This is a genomic window from Achromobacter agilis (assembly GCF_900496965.1).
Taxonomy (GTDB): domain Bacteria; phylum Pseudomonadota; class Gammaproteobacteria; order Burkholderiales; family Burkholderiaceae_B; genus Achromobacter; species Achromobacter agilis.
This window is the reverse complement of sequence record NZ_UFQB01000002.1, coordinates 146,323-163,257: the sequence shown is the minus strand read 5'-3', so window position 1 is coordinate 163,257 and position 16,935 is coordinate 146,323. Positions and strand designations below refer to the sequence as shown.

At 67.2% G+C, this 16,935-nt stretch carries 16 protein-coding genes; 14 read left to right on the top strand and 2 right to left on the bottom strand.

Annotation, left to right across the window (positions count from 1 at the left end; all coding sequences use genetic code 11):
- Positions 1 to 26 precede the first annotated feature (26 nt).
- The 4 genes from hscA (at position 27) to AGI3411_RS02915 (ending at position 3,934) form a co-directional block, all read left to right on the top strand.
- On the top strand, positions 27 to 1,877 hold the full coding sequence (hscA, locus tag AGI3411_RS02930) for a Fe-S protein assembly chaperone HscA (protein ID WP_129525924.1): 1,851 nt from the start codon (positions 27 to 29) through the stop codon (positions 1,875 to 1,877).
- A gap of 9 nt (positions 1,878 to 1,886) precedes the next feature.
- On the top strand, positions 1,887 to 2,228 hold the full coding sequence (gene fdx / locus AGI3411_RS02925; RefSeq protein WP_129525923.1) for an ISC system 2Fe-2S type ferredoxin: 342 nt from the start codon (positions 1,887 to 1,889) through the stop codon (positions 2,226 to 2,228).
- Complete coding sequence (gene iscX / locus AGI3411_RS02920; RefSeq protein ID WP_129525922.1) at positions 2,228 to 2,422, top strand: Fe-S cluster assembly protein IscX; 195 nt, start codon at positions 2,228 to 2,230, stop codon at positions 2,420 to 2,422. The genes fdx and iscX overlap by 1 nt, the downstream gene beginning before the upstream one ends.
- A gap of 627 nt (positions 2,423 to 3,049) precedes the next feature.
- Positions 3,050 to 3,934, top strand: a complete 885-nt coding sequence (locus AGI3411_RS02915) for a methylglyoxal synthase (protein WP_129525921.1) — start codon at positions 3,050 to 3,052, stop codon at positions 3,932 to 3,934.
- Here AGI3411_RS02915 and AGI3411_RS02910 read toward each other — a convergent pair.
- Positions 3,927 to 4,889: a LysR family transcriptional regulator gene (locus tag AGI3411_RS02910; protein ID WP_129525920.1), complete on the bottom strand. Its 963-nt coding sequence runs from the start codon at positions 4,887 to 4,889 to the stop codon at positions 3,927 to 3,929. The two genes, AGI3411_RS02915 and AGI3411_RS02910, sit on opposite strands and share 8 nt — an antisense overlap.
- Before the next feature lie 122 nt (positions 4,890 to 5,011).
- Between AGI3411_RS02910 and AGI3411_RS02905 the strand changes: the two genes are divergently transcribed.
- The 3 genes from AGI3411_RS02905 to AGI3411_RS02895 are packed head-to-tail and all read left to right on the top strand — an operon-like array spanning position 5,012 to position 7,994.
- Positions 5,012 to 5,983, top strand: a complete 972-nt coding sequence (locus AGI3411_RS02905; RefSeq protein WP_129525919.1) for a Bug family tripartite tricarboxylate transporter substrate binding protein — start codon at positions 5,012 to 5,014, stop codon at positions 5,981 to 5,983.
- Between the two features lie 5 nt (positions 5,984 to 5,988).
- A complete protein-coding gene (locus AGI3411_RS02900; protein WP_129525918.1) occupies positions 5,989 to 7,218 on the top strand; it encodes a CaiB/BaiF CoA transferase family protein in 1,230 nt (409 codons plus the stop codon).
- Complete coding sequence (locus AGI3411_RS02895; RefSeq protein ID WP_129525917.1) at positions 7,215 to 7,994, top strand: enoyl-CoA hydratase/isomerase family protein; 780 nt, start codon at positions 7,215 to 7,217, stop codon at positions 7,992 to 7,994. The genes AGI3411_RS02900 and AGI3411_RS02895 overlap by 4 nt, the downstream gene beginning before the upstream one ends.
- A gap of 2 nt (positions 7,995 to 7,996) precedes the next feature.
- Here the strand turns inward: AGI3411_RS02895 and AGI3411_RS02890 are convergent, their stop codons facing one another.
- Positions 7,997 to 8,800 (bottom strand): enoyl-CoA hydratase/isomerase family protein, encoded by an 804-nt coding sequence (locus tag AGI3411_RS02890; protein WP_129525916.1) that lies wholly within the window; start codon positions 8,798 to 8,800, stop codon positions 7,997 to 7,999.
- Between the two features lie 285 nt (positions 8,801 to 9,085).
- Between AGI3411_RS02890 and AGI3411_RS02885 the strand changes: the two genes are divergently transcribed.
- The 7 genes from AGI3411_RS02885 to AGI3411_RS02855 are packed head-to-tail and all read left to right on the top strand — an operon-like array spanning position 9,086 to position 16,914.
- Entirely contained in the window at positions 9,086 to 9,910 is an 825-nt protein-coding gene (locus AGI3411_RS02885; protein ID WP_165359045.1) for an ABC transporter ATP-binding protein, read from the top strand.
- The gene (locus tag AGI3411_RS02880; protein ID WP_129525914.1) at positions 9,910 to 10,788 is read left to right on the top strand and encodes a branched-chain amino acid ABC transporter permease; all 879 of its coding nucleotides are present in this window, start codon (positions 9,910 to 9,912) and stop codon (positions 10,786 to 10,788) included. The genes AGI3411_RS02885 and AGI3411_RS02880 overlap by 1 nt, the downstream gene beginning before the upstream one ends.
- A 3-nt stretch (positions 10,789 to 10,791) precedes the next feature.
- The gene (locus tag AGI3411_RS02875; protein WP_129525913.1) at positions 10,792 to 11,829 is read left to right on the top strand and encodes a branched-chain amino acid ABC transporter permease; all 1,038 of its coding nucleotides are present in this window, start codon (positions 10,792 to 10,794) and stop codon (positions 11,827 to 11,829) included.
- Between the two features lie 55 nt (positions 11,830 to 11,884).
- Positions 11,885 to 13,066: an ABC transporter substrate-binding protein gene (locus AGI3411_RS02870; protein WP_129525912.1), complete on the top strand. Its 1,182-nt coding sequence runs from the start codon at positions 11,885 to 11,887 to the stop codon at positions 13,064 to 13,066.
- A gap of 46 nt (positions 13,067 to 13,112) precedes the next feature.
- Positions 13,113 to 13,907 carry an ABC transporter ATP-binding protein gene (locus AGI3411_RS02865; RefSeq protein ID WP_129526125.1) on the top strand — a complete coding sequence of 265 codons (795 nt, stop codon included), beginning with the start codon at positions 13,113 to 13,115 and terminating at the stop codon, positions 13,905 to 13,907.
- A complete protein-coding gene (locus tag AGI3411_RS02860; protein WP_129525911.1) occupies positions 13,904 to 15,763 on the top strand; it encodes an AMP-dependent synthetase/ligase in 1,860 nt (619 codons plus the stop codon). Before AGI3411_RS02865 ends, AGI3411_RS02860 begins: the two co-directional genes overlap by 4 nt.
- The gene (locus AGI3411_RS02855) at positions 15,760 to 16,914 is read left to right on the top strand and encodes a thiolase family protein (RefSeq protein ID WP_129525910.1); all 1,155 of its coding nucleotides are present in this window, start codon (positions 15,760 to 15,762) and stop codon (positions 16,912 to 16,914) included. Before AGI3411_RS02860 ends, AGI3411_RS02855 begins: the two co-directional genes overlap by 4 nt.
- Positions 16,915 to 16,935: the final 21 nt, after the last annotated feature.

Sequence of the window (16,935 nt, the reverse complement as noted above, 5' to 3'; positions counted from 1 at the left end):
CGCCTATCGACCAGAAAAACAGAATCATGGCCTTATTGCAGATATCCGAACCCGGTGAGTCGCCCGCGCCCCACCAGCGCAAGCTGGCGGTCGGGATCGACCTGGGCACTACCAATTCTCTAGTCGCGGCCGTGCGCAGCAGCGTTGCCGAAGTATTGCCGGATGCGCAGGGCCACGCCTTGCTGCCGTCCGCGGTGCGCTATTTCCCCGACGGGAAGGTCACCACCGGCCGTGAGCCGCTGGGCCAGCAGGCCCTGGATCCGTTGAACACCGTCGTGTCCGTGAAGCGGTTCATGGGCCGGTCGCTGGAAGAAGCGCGCGCCATGCGCGCACCCTATGAATTCGTAGATGCGCCCGGCATGGTCCGGATCCGCACGGTCCAGGGCGACCTGAGCCCGGTCGAAGTGTCGGCACAGGTTCTGGCGGTGTTGCGCCAGCGCGCCGAAGACGTGCTGGGCGACGACCTGGTCGGCGCCGTCATCACGGTGCCTGCGTATTTTGACGATGCCCAGCGCCAGGCGACGCGCGACGCGGCCCGCCTTGCCGGGTTGAACGTCTTGCGGCTGCTGAACGAACCGACCGCCGCCGCGATCGCCTACGGCCTGGATAATGCCGCCGAGGGCGTGTACGCCGTGTACGACCTGGGCGGCGGCACATTCGATATTTCCATCCTGCGCCTGACGCAGGGCGTGTTCGAAGTGATTTCCACGGGCGGCGACACCGCCCTGGGTGGCGATGATTTCGACTCGCTGATCGCCGACCACGTGGTTGCCGGTGAACTTACCCCGTCGGACCGCCGCGGCCTGCTGATGGCGGCCCGGGCGGCGCGCGAAGCGCTGTCGGACGCCAACGAGGCCAGGCTGCAGCTCACGCTGTCGGATGGCCGCGCGGTCGATGCGGTCCTGACGCGCGCCGAATTCGAAGCGTTGGCCCAGCCCTTGATCGGGCGCACGCTGGACTGCGCGCGGCGCGCGCTGCGCGACGCTTCGCTGACGCCGGCCGATGTGCGCGGCGTGGTGATGGTGGGCGGCGCCACCCGCATGCCTGTCGTGCGCGAGGCCGTGGGGCAGCTGTTCGGCACGCAGCCCCTGACCGACCTGGACCCTGACCAGGTGGTGGCATTGGGCGCAGCCCTGCAGGCCAACCTGCTGGCGGGCAATCGCGCGCCGGGCGAGGACTGGCTGCTGCTGGACGTGATCCCGCTGTCGCTGGGCCTGGAAACCATGGGCGGCCTGGTGGAGCGCATCATTCCGCGCAATAGCACCATTCCGGTGGCCCGCGCCCAGGAATTCACGACGTTCAAGGACGGCCAGACCGCCATGAGCATCCACGTGGTCCAGGGCGAACGCGACCTGGTCGCCGATTCGCGCTCGCTGGCGCGGTTCGAGCTGCGCGGCATTCCGCCCATGGTGGCGGGCGCGGCGCGCATCCGGGTGACGTTCCAGGTGGACGCGGACGGGCTGCTGAGCGTGACCGCGCGCGAACAGAGCAAGGGCGTCGAGGCGATGGTGTCCGTCAAGCCGTCGTACGGACTGTCGGACGACGAGATCGCGCAGATGCTGGCCGACAGCGTGGCGCAGGCGGACACGGACGCGAAGGCCCGCATGCTGCGCGAGCAGCAAGTGGACGCGCGCCAACTGGTGGAATCCGTGCAGGCCGCGCTGGCCGTGGACGGCGACCTGCTGGACGCGGACGAGCGCAAGCGCGTGGACGAGTGCCTGCAGGCCGCCATCGCGGCCCAGGATGCGCCGGACGCGGATACCGTGAAGGATGCGGTGCAGGCCCTGTCGGCCGCGACCGACGACTTCGCAGCACGGCGGATGGACCGGAGCATCCGTGCTGCGCTGGCCGGCCGCAAACTTGATGAGATCGCCTGATAAGACGTTATGCCGAAACTGACTGTATTGCCTCATCCCGACTACTGCCCGGAAGGCGCCGTGATCGAAGACGCGCCCAAGGGCGTGTCGATCTGCCGCGTGCTGCTGGATAACCATATCGATATCGAGCACGCATGCGAACTGTCCTGCGCGTGTACGACCTGTCACGTCGTGGTCAAGCAGGGTTATGCTTCGCTGGAAGACGCCACCGATGACGAAGAAGATTTGCTGGACAAGGCCTGGGGCCTGACCCCTACCTCGCGCCTGTCCTGCCAGGCGGTGGTGGCGGACACCGACCTGACGGTCGAGATCCCCAAGTACACCATCAATCACGCGAAAGAGGGCCATTGATGAAGTGGACCGACACCTACGAGATTGCCGCCGCGCTGGCGGATGCGTATCCGGACGTTGACCCCAAGACGCTGCGTTTCATCCAGCTGCGCGAGTGGGTCCTGGCCTTGCCGGGCTTCAGTGACGACCCGGCCCATTGCGGTGAGAAAATCCTGGAAGCCATACAGATGGCCTGGATCGACGAGGCCGACTGAAAAAAAGCTCCCCGCGGGGAGCTTTTTTTGGCGTCGGCAGGGCGGGGCGGGGACACGGAGAATGGCGTACGAGGACATGGAGAAAAGTGTCTGACACCCTTACGAGACGGTCGCTCATGCTGAAGCTGGCGCTCCCGGGGGGCTGACACCTGATCGTGCCTTGGCTGACACCAGATTCAGTTCCCGGGCCGCCGGCCACGGCGGGAGCCTGGGCCGCGCGGGTCAACGATTGCGGTCCGGAGCCTTCGCTCCGGACTCCCCCATCGTCATCCTCGTCCGCCTTCGGCTCCCTTCGGATTCCCTCGGGCTTATCGACTCCCCGCGCAACCCAGGCCCCCGCCGCGGCCGGCTCGGGCGGCGTTACTTCCTCGATCGCCGGGGAGGGCGGTGTGCTTGGCGTTTTGGTGGACGGTGGTTGCGCCGCGAACGATCTTGCGATGCCGGCCCCAGGCCGGCCGCGCAGGCGGCCTTTTGGGGCTTACGTGGTGTCTTGCGGTTGCGGGGTTTCGTCCGCATCGCGGTTTTGCGTTCGCGGTTCGTCGGTGTCTGACTCCAGCGTCGGTCTGGTCCGTCCACGCTTTCCCGGTATCATGAAGGATCCCGTCGTTCTCCTTCCCGAGTCTATAGATGCCCGCTGCCCAATTGCGTTTTGGCCTGGCCGCCAACCGGCTCCACCACGAAACTCCCGACGCCGCCTTGTTCACCTGGTTGCGCGCGTGCTCGTCCACCATACGCGAACTGGGCGTGCAGTTGCATACGGTGGGCCGCACGCACGACGCGATCGTGCGCGAAGGCATGCTGCAGGGCTACAGCGGGCTGATCCGCTATCCCTATGGCCGCGAGGGCGGCCTGATGAAGCTGGTGGCCCGGGTCACTGAAGGCCGCGACGGAAACGCGCCGTTCGACGGCGCGATCTACCTGATCGACCCGGTGGATCCTTCCTCGATCTTCCCCGAGGCGCTGGCGCTCAAGCGGCAGTGCATCACTCATGGCCGGCCGTTCATCTCGACGCTGGCAGGCGCCATCGAATGGATGGAAGTGGAGCGCGTGCACGCCGGCCTGGCGCCCGACGCTTCGGCTTCGCGGCTGTTCAACTTCACCGGCCAGACCCTGGCGCTGATCGCGCACGATGCCTTGAAAGACGAGATGGTGGCCTTCGCGAGCGAGCATTTCGACGTCCTGTCGCGCTTTGCGCGGCGCGTGGCGACGGGCACGACCGGCGGGCGGCTCAACGATCTGGCGTGGTCGCGCGGATGGCCCAAGGATACGCCGTGGGTACACCGCTACCTGAGCGGCCCGCTGGGCGGCGATGCGCAGATTGCCGAGCTGGTGCTGGAGCACCAATGCCAGCGCGTGATCTTCTTCGAAGATCCGCACGTGGCGCGCCAGCATGAGGCGGATATCCAGTTGCTGGAGCGCGCCGTCCGTGTGGTGACGGAGTCGGCCACCTGCGCGACCTCGCCCGTGGTGGCGCGGCGCTGGGCTCAGGCCGTGGAGAAGCGCGTCATCTGACGCGGGGCCGTGCAGGCGCCGCTTCGGCCGGCCCGCAAGCGGCAATGATCCGGCCGACCTGGTCGGCCACGGCCGAGGCCGCCATCGACAACGGCAGCACATCCGAACGGCACAGAAACACTGGCCGCGTCATGCGCGGCTTGCCGATACGGTGCAGCACGACGTCGCCGCGCTCTGCTTCCTGGCGCACCGCTTCGTACGACAGGATCGTGTGCGCGACGCCAGCCTGGGCCAGCTCGATCAGCTGCGGAATGGCGTTGGCCTCGGCAATGACGCGGAATGCCACGCGCTCGCGCTGTTGGTATTGATCCAGCAGGCGGCGCAGGCTGTGCGGATTGCCCGGCAGCACTAGCGGCAATTCCGCCACCGCGTCGAGGCTCATGGCGGGCAGGGCGCGCAGCGCCGCGGGCCGGGGCTGTCTTGCGCGCCTTGCTGCGGGCGGCGAAACCACCACCAGTTCTTCGTCGATCAGATGCTGGAAGCGCAGGTCGGCCGAGGCGTCGTCGCTGAAGGTCAGGCCCAGGTCGGCATGGCCGGAACTCACGAAGCCCGGGATGTACCCGGTGCTGGATTCGATGATCTTGAGATAGACGCCCGGCCAGTGTTCCAGGCTGAACCGCAGCAGCGGAACGGTCAGCAGCTTGGCCATCGACATCGACATCGCCAGCGAAACGGTTCCGCGCGGCGTGTTCGGATCTTCGCGCACGTCCGCGCGCGCGGCATCGATGCGGCCCAGGATTTCGCGCGCGTGCGCCAGCATGCGCGCGCCGGCCGCGGTGGGGGTGACGCCCCGGGCGCTGCGATGCAGCAGCACCACGCCCAGGTCTTCCTCCAGGTTGCGGATAAGCAGGCTCAGCGCAGGCTGCGCCACATGCAGCGTTTCGGCGGCGCGGCTGATCGATCCGGTGGAAACCACCGCCACGAAGCACTGCATTGCGCGTATGGACATCGACATGGAGAGGCTCCGGACAGGCTGGGATATCACAATTTTATTATGGCCTGCATATTGAAACGGTATTTCTAATATGGACGGTGGCTTCGCATAATTCAGCCCATGACAATGACTATGGAGACATCATGGCGCTGAAGAAAATCCTGGCCGCCTGCCTCGCGGCAGCCAGCCTGTCCGCCCCGGCATTCGCCGACAACTGGCCTTCCAAGCCCATTACGCTGCTGGTGCCGTTCTCGGCCGGCGGCCCCACGGACTTCATTGCGCGCCTGGTGGCCGAGCCCCTGGCGCGCGAGCTCGGGCAGCAGGTCATCGTGCAAAACAAGCCGGGCGCCAGCGGCAACGTGGGCTACCAGAGCGTGCTGAACGGGCCGGCCGACGGCTATACGCTGATGCACAACACCGTGGGCATGCAGGCCATCAACCCGCTGATGTATCCCGGCGCGAAAATGCATCCCCTGCAGGACTACGTGCCCGTGGGCACCACGGGCGCCATGCCCAACCTGCTGGTGGTCAATCCCGAGCGCACGCCTGTCGGCTCGCTGGGTGAGCTCGTGGAGCGCGGCCGCGGCACGGCGAACGGATTGAGCTACGCGACGTTCGGACCCGGCAGCTCGCCGCACGTCTACGGCGCTCTGTTGCAGAAGCTCGCCAAGTTCCAGGCGGTGGGCGTTGCCTACAAGGGCAGCGCCAACGCCGTCACCGACGTGATCGGCGGCCAGGTCGATTTCCTGTTCGACAGCATGTCCACCAGCATCGGCCAGGTCCAGGGGGGCAGGCTCAAGGCACTGGCGATCACCTCGGCCGAGCGTTCGCCGCTGCTGCCCGGCGTGCCCACGCTGAAGGAGGCCGGTTATCCCGGCCTGGACCTCAAGTTCTGGTTTGCATTGCAGGTGCCGGCCGGCACGCCCGCCGAGGTGGTGCAGAAATTGCGGGAAGCCATCGCGCGGGTCGTGGCGAGCGACGCCTACCGCCAGGCAATGCAGGAGCGCGGCGCGGAGGCGCTGCAGGTGGCGCCGGCCGAACTGGACGCCTTCTTCAAGCGCGAGACCGCCCAATGGACCGAGGCGGCCGGCAGCATCGGCCTGAAGGCCGAGTAATCGCCATGTCCGACTCCATGCGCATGACGCCGCTCAAGAACATCACGGTCCTGGATCTGAGCAAGGTGCTGGCCGGCCCGCTTTGCGGACAATACCTGGGCGAACTGGGCGCCAGGGTGATCAAGGTCGAACCGGTGGGCACGGGCGACGACACGCGCGCTTGGCTTCCGCAGGACGCGGGCCAGTCCGCGACGTTCCTGGCGGTCAACCATAACAAGCGCAGCCTGGCCGTGGATTTGAAAACGGCCGAAGGGCGTGGCGTGGTGCACCGGCTGGCCGCGCAGGCGGACGTGGTGCTGCAGGGCTTCGGCGGCCGCACCGCCGCGCGTCTGGGCGTGGATTACGAGACGCTGAGCGCCATCAATCCAACGCTTGTGTATTGCGAGATCTCGGGCTATGGCCGGGAAGGGCCGATGGGCGAGGAGCCGGGATACGACGTCATGCTGCAGGCCTTCAGCGGCATGATCAGCACTATGGGCGAGCCGGACGGAAATTTCGCGCGCGCCAGTTTCTCGCCGGTCGACCTGGGCACGGGTTCGTTCGCGTTGAGCGGCATTCTCGCGGCGCTGCTGGAACGCGGCCAGACCGGCAAGGGCCAGTACCTGGACGTCTCGCTGCTGGATACGTCGCTGGGCCTGATGTCGTACATGGCGCAGAACTACTGGCGCACGGGCCGGATCCCGCGCCGCATGGGCACCGGGCATCCGGCGATGTGCCCGTACCAGGCCTTTCGCGCGGCGGATGGCGACATCATGCTCGGCGTGGGCAATGACGCGCAATGGCAGCGCTTTTGCGCGGTGGCGGGCCTGCAGGATTACGTGGACGCGCCCGAGTTTGCGCGCAATGCCGACCGGGTCGGCAATTTCGACGCGACGGTGGCCCTGGTGCAGTCGCGCATGGAGACACGGACCGTGGCGCAGTGGCTGGAAACGCTGAAGCCGGCCGGCATTGCCTGTTCGGCCATCCATACCTTGGACCAGGCCCTGGCCCACCCGCAGGTCGCCGCGCGCGACCTGATTGTGAAGAGCCGGCACCCGGTGCTGGGCGAGGTGCGGAACGTCGGGCTGCCGGTGCGCTTCGGACGACAGCCGAGAGAAGCCGCGTTGCCGGCGCCCCTGTTGGGCGAGCACAGCCGCGAAATCCTGGCTGAACTCGGCTATGCCGACGCGGAGATCGCTGCGATGCTCGCCGCCGGCAGCGTGCAAGTCCATGCCCCTTCAGGAGAAAATGCATGAAGTTTCTGCGTTATGCGGTCCGCGAGCAGGTCGCGGAAATCCATCTCTGCCACGCGCCGGTCAACGCGCTGGACGTGGAAATGCTGGACGAACTGATCGCCGCGCTGGCGCAGGCCGATGCCGACCCCGGCGTGCGCGCGGTGGTGCTGGCCAGCGATCTGCCGGGCCGGTTCTGCGCCGGCCTGGACATGAAGAAGCTGCTGGATAGCACGCCGGCACGGATCCACCGGTTGCTTTCGACGCTGTACGTCAAGCTGTACGACGCACAGTTCAATCTGAGCAAGCCGTCGATCGCGGTGGTGTCGGGCGCCGTGCGCGGCGGAGGCATGACGGTGGCCGTGTCCTGCGACATGATCGTCGCGGCCGATACCGCCACCTTCGGCTACCCCGAAATCGACGTCGGCGTTTTGCCTGCCGTCCATTACGTGCATCTGCCGGGCGTCATCGGCAAGCATCGGGCGTTCGATCTGCTGTTCACGGGCAGGACCTTCGATGCCGCGCAAGCGCAGGGCCTGGGCCTGGTGGCGCGTGTGGAGCCGGAGGCGGAACTGCTGGAGCAGGCGCGCGGGCTGGCGCGGTCCCTGGCGGCCAAGCCGCCGCAGGTCCTGGCCATGGGGCGGCGCGCCTTCGTCTTCAGCAACGACAATGACTACCGGCGCCGCGTGGCGACGGCGGTGGAGGTGTTCTGCAATGCGGCCGCCACGCCCGAAGCCCGCGAGGGCCTGCGCGCCTTCGTGGAAAAGCGCGCGCCGGACTGGCAGGCCGCGGCGCGGTAGGGTTACTTGCCGGTGAATTGCGGCGGCCGCTTTTCGCGGAAGGCCTTGACGCCTTCCGCGAAGTCGGCGCGCGCGGCGGAATCCAGGAAGCGCGCGGTTTCCTCGGCCAGCTGGGTTTCCAGCGTGGCGCTTGCCGCTGAACGCAGCAGCGCCTTGGCGCCCGCGATGCCGTGCGGCGCGTTGAGGGCGATGTCGCGCGCATAGGCGAGCGTCGCGCCGGCGAGTTCGGCGGCGGGCGCCGTGCGCGTGACGATGCCCCAGGCCAGCGCGTCCGAAGCGGCGAAGCCGTCGGCGCGCAGCAGCAGGTCCAGCGCGCGGCGGGCGCCCAGCACCCGGGTCAGCCCGTGCGTCATTCCGGCGTCGGGCGTGGCGCCGAGCTTGAGATAGGCCGTCATGTAGCGGGACTCCGCCGCGGCGATGGCCAGGTCGCAGGCGAGCACCAGCGACAGCCCGGCGCCCGCCGCGATGCCATGCACCTGCGCGAGCCACACCTTGTCCATGCGCGGGATGCGGGCGATGAAATCGTTGAGCGGGGTGAACAGATCGAGCAGCGTGCCGCGCACCTGCCCGGCATCGCCTTCGAACATGGCGATGTCGCCGCCGGCGCAGAAAGCCTTGCCCGCGGCGCGCAGCAGCACCACCCGGATATCGTTGCGGGCCTCCAGCCATTGGGCGGCCTGTTGCAGGTCTTGCGCCATCGCGACGTCGATGGCGTTCAACGCATCGGGGCGGTTCAGCGTCACGGTCGCGATTGCGCCGTCGATGTCCAGAAGCAGCGTTCGGAAGGCTGGAAGTCCAGGGGTCATGGCGTGTCTCCGTTATCGGGTAAATACCAACTGTCGATCCAAAAACCGCGATGCTATGGTCTGAACCGAGCGCTTGCTTGGTTTTCTTTTAAGCACGCTTAGCGTAACGCATAGAACGATTTTCCGGCGCTGTACTGGCGTAGGTAAAGACAGGTTCGTTGCATCTCCTGCCTCGCGGGTTCGCCAGACTGACGTCCATAAAAAAAGCCTCTATGCCGCGCCTCCGGCTTGTTGCCCTGGCGCGGTCCGGCGGCGAAGAACTTCGCGGCAAAAGCGAGGAGACAGATGGTGGATCAGTCCGATAGCCCTCCCTTGCTGGAGGTCGATGGAGTCACGCTGGCGTTTGGCGGGGTCAAGGCGCTCACGGATGTGGGGTTCCGCGTAGCGCCCGGATCCATCACCACGGTCATCGGTCCCAACGGCGCCGGCAAGACCTCGCTGTTCAATACCATTTCCGGTTTCTACAGGCCCGCCGCCGGGCAGATCCGCTTCCTGGGGCGCGACATCACGCGCGTGGCTGCGCCGGAACGCGCCAGGCTGGGCCTGGCCCGCAGCTTCCAGAACATCGCGCTGTTTCGCGGCATGACCGTGCTGGACAACATCAAGCTCGGCCGCCATGCCCATTTGCGCAGCAACGTGCTGGACGCCTTGCTGTACCTGGGGCGGGCGCGGCGCGAAGAGATGGCGCTGCGCGCCGACATCGAAGAACGCATCATCGACTTCCTGGAGATCGACCACATCCGCCACGCGCCGGTGGCGGCGCTGTCTTATGGCCTGCAGAAGCGCGTGGAGCTGGCGCGCGCGCTGGCGATGAATCCGAAGGTGCTGATGCTGGACGAACCCGTGGCCGGCATGAACCGCGAAGAAACCGACGACATGGCGCGCTTCATCCTGGACGCGCGCTCCGAATGGGGCGTCACGGTGCTGATGGTGGAACACGACATGGGCATGGTGATGGATCTGTCGGACCACGTGGTGGTGCTGAACTTCGGCCAGGTGATCGCCGACGGCACGCCCGCCGAGGTGCAGGCGGATCCCCAGGTGATCCAGGCCTACCTGGGCGCAGGCGACGTGGGCGACCTGCGCCGCCGGCTGACGGAGGCGGCCTGATGGACATGCTGTTCTTCCTGGAGGTCTCGCTGGCCGGCCTGGGCAGCGGCGGATTGTATGCGCTGGCGGCCCTGGCGTTCGTCATCGTCTACAAGGCCACGCGGGTCGTGAACATCGCCATCGGCGAATTCCTGATGCTGGGCGCCTATATTTTCTATGCGTTCGCCGCGGGCATGGATTGGCCCATCTGGCTGGCCATCGCGGGCGCCGTCGTGGCGTCGGGCGTGTTCGGCGCGGTGGTCGAGCGGTTGACCATCCGGCCCATGCTGGGCGAAGCGCCGATCTCGGTTTTCATGATCACGGTGGGGCTGGCGTCCATCCTGGTGGGCGCGGTGGAACTCATCTGGACGGCGGACCAGCGGCGCCTGCCGGAATTCATGCCGCGTTCGCCCGTGATGGTGGGCGAGGCATTCGTCGCGCCCAAGGTCTTCTACGGCTTCTGGGTCGCCGTGGCGCTGGCCTTGCTGGTGCTGGCGGTGTTCCGCTATTGGCGCGGCGGGGTGGCGCTGCGGGCCACGGCGTCGGACCAGGGCGCGGCGTATGCCATGGGTATCAACGTGCCGCGCGTGTTCTCGCTGGCGTGGGTCGCGGCGGGCGCGATCGCCGCGGTCTCGGGCGTGATCGTGGGCGCGATCGGCGGCATTTCCTCGTCGATGGGTGTGTTTGGCCTGTCGGTGCTGGTAGTGGTGATCGTGGGCGGGCTGGACAGCGTGGCCGGCGCTCTGGTGGGCGGCATCTTCATCGGCCTGCTGGAGGCCTGGGCAGGTGCCTACATGGGCGGCGAGTACAAATTGCTGGCTACTTTCATCGTGCTGGTCGTGGTGCTGATGGTCAGGCCATATGGCCTGTTCGGCACCCGTGAAATCGAGAGGCTGTGACCGATGCGCATCGCGACTGCCAAGCAGACCTATCTTGCCGACGAAGCGCTATTCGATACCCGCACGCAGCGGACCTGGCTGGCGTTGCTGGCCGCGTCGCTGGCGACGTTTCCCTTCGTGGCCGACGCCTATTGGCTGTATCTGGCCTGTCTCGTGGCGATCAACGTCGCCAGCGCAACGGGTCTGAACATCCTGACCGGCTATACCGGCCTGGTCAGCCTGGGCCAGGCCGCTTTCATGGGCCTGGGCGCCTACACGGTGGCGGTGATGGAGCTGCGCCTGGGCACGCCCGTGCTGGTCAACCTGCTGGGCGGTGGCGCGGTAGCCATGGCGGGCGGGCTGCTGGTCGGCATTCCGTCCCTGCGGGTGAAGGGGCTGTACCTGGCCATCTCCACGATCGCCGCATCGTTCATTGCGCATTTCATCTTCGCGAACTGGGAGTTCACGGGCGGCACCACGGGGCTGCAGGTGCCGCCGGCGCGGGTGCTGGGCGTGGACCTGGACACGTCATTCAAGATCTATTGGCTGATCGTGCCCGTGACGGCGCTGATGGTGCTGGGCGCCGCGAACCTGTTCCGCACGCGCATCGGACGCGCATTCATCGCCATCCGCGACCGCGACATCTCGGCGGAAGTGCTGGGCATCCGCCTGCTGCGCTACAAGCTGCTGTCCTTCGGCCTGTCGTCGTTCTACGCGGGCGTCGCGGGCGGCCTGTGGGCGTACTTCTTCCGCGTCGTCACGCCCGAGAGTTTTCCGCTGATCATGTCGATCTTCTTCCTGGCGGCCATCATCGTGGGCGGCATGGGCTCCATCCTAGGGTCCATTCTGGGCGCCATCTTCATGACGATGGTGCCGGAACTGCTGAAGCTCATCGTCGGGTGGCTGCCCGTGGGCGGCGACGCGCTGCGGCTGATCTCGCCGGTGCGCACCATTGTTTTCGGCCTGCTGATCGTAGGCTTTCTGATCTTCGAGCCGCACGGGCTCGCGGAAATCTGGCGGCGCGTGCGCCGTTTCTTTCATCTCTGGCCCTTTCGCACCTGAGCCATGCGCGACCGGCGCGGCGGCGGCCACCTATAAGACCCTCAGGAGACAAACCATGAAGCGCATCCGGATCGGCAGCGGTTTATCGAGGTTGTTGGCCCCGCTGGGCCTGGCGGCGGCCCTGGCATCGGCGCCCGCCGCCCAGGCGGCGGAGGACCTGGTGCTGGGCGGGTCGATCCCGCTGAGCGGGGTCTTCGCCTTCGCCGGGCAGGGCATCCACGCCGGCATCACCGACTACGTAAAGATCGTCAACGACCAGGGCGGGGTGAAGGGCCGCAAGCTGCGCTACGTGCCCGAAGACACGGCGTACAAGGTGGACGCGTCAGTGGCCGCGTTCAAGAAGATCACCAGCCAGAACAAGGTCAATTTCTACTACGGCGATTCGACCGGTTTTTCCAAGACGATCAACGCCGAGCTGAACCGCAGCGGCGACATCCTCATGACCGGCGCGTCCTTCGCCACCGAACTGAACGACCCGGCCAAATACCCCGCCCAGTTCATGGTGGGCCCCGACTACACGGAAATGTTCGGCATCCTGCTGCGCTACATCGCCAAGGAACAGCCGGGCGCCAAGGTGGCGTTCGTGTATTCGGATACCGAGTTCGGGCGCGATCCGATCGCCAGTTCGCGCGCGGTGGCCGAAAAACTCGGGTTGAAGGTCGCCACCGAAATCATGACCCCGCCGGGCAGCGTGGACGTTTCGACCGAAGTGATCAAGCTGCGCCGCGCCGATCCCGATTTCACGATCTTCCACGGCTACGTGCTGGCGCCGATTCCGGAGTTCGTGGGGCAGGGTAAGCGCATGGGCCTGAAGACGCGCTACATGGGCACGTTCTGGACCATGGACAATTCGACCGTAATGCAGATGGGCGAGGACGCCGACGGCTTCATGGGCGTGATGCCGTACCGCTACTACTACGACACCGCGGCCGACGCGCCGATGCTGAAGAAGATCCGCGAGATGCGCCCGCAGTACCAGAGCACGGGCTACATGCAGGGTTTCCTGGCCGCCATGCTGTTCACCGAGGTGGCCAAGCGCACGCTGGATGCGGGCAAGGAGCTGACCAGCGCCAACATGAAGGCGGCGCTGGACGGCATCAAGGACTTCGACACGGGCGGCCTGATCGGCGTGCCGATCACCATCAAGGGCAACTCGATTCCCGTGGGCCGGATCTACCGCGCCGACGTGAAGCAGAAGCAGATGGTGCCGGCTTCCGACTGGATCGTGCTGAAGTGAGGCGGCCGTGAACGGACATGACGCGCGCGCGGCGCCGCCTGCGGCGGTGCTCGATATCAACAACATCGAAGTCGTCTACAACAAGGCGGTGCAGGTGCTGCGCGGCTTGTCGCTGTCGGTGCCCACGGGCAGCATCGTGGCGCTGCTGGGAAGCAACGGGGCGGGCAAGTCCACCACGCTGAAGGCCGTGTCCGGGCTGCTGGACCTGGAAGACGGGGCGCTGGTGCGCGGACGCATTGTGTTCGACGGCGGCGACACGGCCGGCGCCCGGCCCCAGAACCTGGTGCGCGCCGGCCTGGCGCACGTGATGGAGGGACGCCGGGTGTTCGAAGACCTGACGGTGGAGGAGAACCTGGTGGCCGCAACCTACGCGCTGACGGGCAGGGCGGGGGCGCGGGCGGACTTCGACCTGGTCTATACGTACTTCCCCCGGCTGTTCGAGCGGCGGCGGGGGCTGGCAGGCTATCTGTCGGGCGGTGAACAGCAAATGCTGGCGATCGGCCGCGCGCTGATCGCGCAGCCCAGGCTGATGCTGCTGGACGAGCCTTCGCTGGGCCTGTCTCCGATGCTGGTGGAGAGCATCTTTTCCATCATCGCGCGGATCAACCGGGAACAGGGGGTGTCGATGCTGCTGGTGGAGCAGAACGCGTCGGTGGCGCTGGCGGTGGCGCACTATGGCTACATCATGGAGACGGGCAAGGTCGTGATCGACGGCAGCGCCGACAGGCTGGCGGCGGACCCGGACGTGCGTGAATTCTATCTGGGGGTGGGCGGCACGGGCGAGGCCCGCGGCTTTCGCGATATCAAGCACTACAAGCGCCGCAAGCGCTGGCTCTCATGATAGACAAGGAACGGAATCCCTCCGCGGCAGATACGGGCGCATGGCCGGCGCTGACGCTGCCGCAGATGCTGCGCGAACAGGCGCGCGGGCAGCCCGGGGGCATCGCCATCCGGCAAAAGGACTTCGGCATCTGGAAGCCCATTTCGTGGTCGGAATACTGGGCGCGGGCCTGCCGTGTGGGGCTGGGCCTGCGAGCGCTGGGGCTGGGCACGGGCGGGCGGGTGGCCATCGTGTCCGAGAACCGCGTGGAATGGCTGCTGGCCCAGATGGGAGCGGGCGCGGTCGGCGGCGTGGCGGTGGGTGTGTATGCCACTAGCCCCGCCGAGGAGATGGGTTACGTACTTGAGCACGCCGACGTGGAGCTGGTGGTATGCGAGGATCAGGAGCAGACCGACAAGGTGCTGCAGGTGGCCGGCCGGCTGCCGCAGCTGCGGCGGATCGTGATGATCGAGAGCAAGGGCCTGCGCTCCTACGCACCCGCCGAGCGCGATCGCATCGTGACGTTCGCCGAGGTCGAGGCCGACGGCGCGCGGCGCGAGGCGGATGAACTTGCCGCGCTGGATGCGATGCTGGACCGCCAGACGCTGGACGACACGGGGCTCATGATTTATACGTCAGGCTCCACCGGCAAACCCAAGGGCGCGATGCTGAGCTACCGCAACATGCGGGGCGTGGCGCCGGGCATCGCGGAGCGCCTGGCGATGAGCCGCGACAGCGTGCACCTGTCCTATCTGCCGCTGTGCCATGTGGCCGAGCAGATGCTGTCGACCTTCGTGCCCATCTATCTGGGCGCACAGGTGAATTTCGGCGAATCGATACGGACGGTGCAGGAAGATCTGCGCGAGGTGGCGCCCACGATCTTCCTCGGGGTGCCGCGCATCTGGGAAAAACTGCATGCCGCCATCTCGATCAAGATGCAGGAAGCGGGGCGCGTGCAGCAATGGCTGTACCGGCGCGCGCTCGCTGCGCGCGCCCCGTTCCTTGAAAAGTCGCCGGCGCAGTACACGGGCGCAGAGCGGCTGACCTATTGGCTGTGGTATTGGCTGGTGTTGCGCGCCCTGCAGAATTTCATCGGGCTGCGCCGGGTGCGCGTGGCGATGACGGGCGCCGCGCCCATCCCTCCGGACGTGGTGCGCTATTTCCGCAAGCTGGGCGTGCCGCTGGTCGAGGTCTACGGGCTGACGGAGTCGGCGGGCATGATCTTCGGCCAGCACCCGGACCGCGTGAAAGTAGGCACGGTCGGCGAACCCATTCTTGGGGTCGAATGGCGGATGGGCGAGGCGGGCGAGCTGCTGGTGCGCGGCGACATGGTGTTCCAGGGTTACTACAAGAACCCGGGCGCCACGGCCGAGACTGTGCGCGACGGCTGGCTGCACACGGGGGACGTGGTGGCGGAGGAGGGCGGACGCGTGCGCATCGTGGATCGCCTGAAGGACATCATGATCACCGCAGGGGGCAAGAACCTGACGCCCTCCGAGATCGAGAACGCGGTCAAGGGCAGTCCCTACGTGAAAGAGTGCATCGTGATCGCGGACGGCCGGAAGTACGTGTCGGCACTGATACAGCTCGAATTCGATACGGTCGGCAAATGGGCGGAGTCGCGCCGCATCGCGTTTACGCACTTCCGTTCGCTTGCCGAGTCCGCGCAGGTGCGCGAACTGATCCAGCAGGAGATCGCACGCGCCAACGCGGGACTGGCGCCGGTGGCGCAGATCAAGCGCTTCCATCTGCTGACCAAGGAACTGGATCATGACGATGGTGAAGTGACCGCGACGATGAAGGTCAGGCGCGCCAGCATTTACCGCAGCTACGCGGGCGAAATCGAAGCGCTCTACATCGAGGAGACGACGGCATGAACGAAGCCGTGATCGTTGAGGCCGTGCGCACGCCATTCGGCCGGCGCGGCGGCTGGTGGGCGGATACGCGGCCGGATGCGCTCCTGGCGCAGACCGTGCGGGGTTTGCTGGGACGCGCCGGCTTGCCGGACGGGAAGGTCGAGGACCTGATCGCGGGCTGCGTCAGCCAGGCCGGCGAACAGGGCGCCAACATCGGCCGGCTGGCGGCGCTGCTGGCCGGCCTGCCCGAGAGCGTGCCGGGCGTGGCCTTGAACCGCATGTGCGGGTCCAGCCAGCAGGCCGTGCATTTCGGGGCGCAGGCCATCGCCGCGGGCGATATGCGCTACGTGGTGGCGGGCGGCGTCGAAAGCATGAGCCGCGTGCCGATGTTCCTGGACGTGACCTTGGGGCGGGAGGCGTTCCGCGGCTTCGAGTCGCTGAATCCCGAGCTGCTGGAGCGCTATCCACTGATACACCAGATCGAGAGCGCGGAACGGATCGCCGAGCGCTGGCAGCTGTCCCGCCAGGAGATGGACGAGTGGGCGCGCGAGAGCCACGCGCGCGCCTGGGCTGCCGTGCAGGCGGGTCGCCATGCCGAATTGCTGCCTGGGCCGCATGCGCAAGCGTGCCGCGACGAAGGCATCCGCGAAAGCACGGATCCCGCCCGCATGGCGGCCATGGCGCCCGCCTTGCGGCCGCCCGGGCAGGGCAGCGTGACAGCCGCCAACGCCAGCCAGCTCGCGGACGGCGCGGCCGCGGTGTTGCTGGCGGACCGCGACGCGGCGCTGGCCGACGGGCTGAGGCCGCGCGCGCGCTTTCTGGCGCGCGTGGCGGTGGGGTCGGACCCGGTGCTGCAGCTGACCGGCGTGATCCCGGCGGCCCGGCAGGCCCTGGCGCGCGCGCGCCTGGATCTGCGGGACATCGACTGGATAGAGATCAACGAGGCATTCTCCAGCGTCGTGCTGGCCTGGCAGCGCGAGATGGGCGCAGACCTGGCGCGCGTGAATCCCTGGGGCGGCGCGATCGCCCACGGGCATCCGCTGGGCGCGACGGGGGCCGGTTTGATGGCCAAGATGCTGGCGGGCCTGGAAGCCTCCGAGGGCGAATTCGGCATGCAGCTGATGTGCATCGGACACGGCATGGCTTGCGCGACCATCATCCAGAGGCAATGAACCGAGATGGAAAAAAACGGA

Bases quoted from the DNA above. Each gene is read 5' to 3' on its own strand.
- AGI3411_RS02870 (WP_129525912.1), top strand. From the start codon at position 11,885: ATGAAGCGCATCCGGATCGGCAGCGGTTTATCGAGGTTGTTGGCCCCG.
- iscX (WP_129525922.1), top strand. From the start codon at position 2,228: ATGAAGTGGACCGACACCTACGAGATTGCCGCCGCGCTGGCGGATGCG.
- AGI3411_RS02885 (WP_165359045.1), top strand. From the start codon at position 9,086: ATGGTGGATCAGTCCGATAGCCCTCCCTTGCTGGAGGTCGATGGAGTC.
- AGI3411_RS02880 (WP_129525914.1), top strand. From the start codon at position 9,910: ATGGACATGCTGTTCTTCCTGGAGGTCTCGCTGGCCGGCCTGGGCAGC.
- AGI3411_RS02900 (WP_129525918.1), top strand. From the start codon at position 5,989: ATGTCCGACTCCATGCGCATGACGCCGCTCAAGAACATCACGGTCCTG.
- AGI3411_RS02875 (WP_129525913.1), top strand. From the start codon at position 10,792: ATGCGCATCGCGACTGCCAAGCAGACCTATCTTGCCGACGAAGCGCTA.
- fdx (WP_129525923.1), top strand. From the start codon at position 1,887: ATGCCGAAACTGACTGTATTGCCTCATCCCGACTACTGCCCGGAAGGC.
- AGI3411_RS02915 (WP_129525921.1), top strand. From the start codon at position 3,050: ATGCCCGCTGCCCAATTGCGTTTTGGCCTGGCCGCCAACCGGCTCCAC.
- AGI3411_RS02905 (WP_129525919.1), top strand. From the start codon at position 5,012: ATGGCGCTGAAGAAAATCCTGGCCGCCTGCCTCGCGGCAGCCAGCCTG.
- AGI3411_RS02895 (WP_129525917.1), top strand. From the start codon at position 7,215: ATGAAGTTTCTGCGTTATGCGGTCCGCGAGCAGGTCGCGGAAATCCAT.
- AGI3411_RS02910 (WP_129525920.1), bottom strand. From the start codon at position 4,889: ATGTCGATGTCCATACGCGCAATGCAGTGCTTCGTGGCGGTGGTTTCC.
- AGI3411_RS02860 (WP_129525911.1), top strand. From the start codon at position 13,904: ATGATAGACAAGGAACGGAATCCCTCCGCGGCAGATACGGGCGCATGG.
- hscA (WP_129525924.1), top strand. From the start codon at position 27: ATGGCCTTATTGCAGATATCCGAACCCGGTGAGTCGCCCGCGCCCCAC.
- AGI3411_RS02890 (WP_129525916.1), bottom strand. From the start codon at position 8,800: ATGACCCCTGGACTTCCAGCCTTCCGAACGCTGCTTCTGGACATCGAC.
- AGI3411_RS02855 (WP_129525910.1), top strand. From the start codon at position 15,760: ATGAACGAAGCCGTGATCGTTGAGGCCGTGCGCACGCCATTCGGCCGG.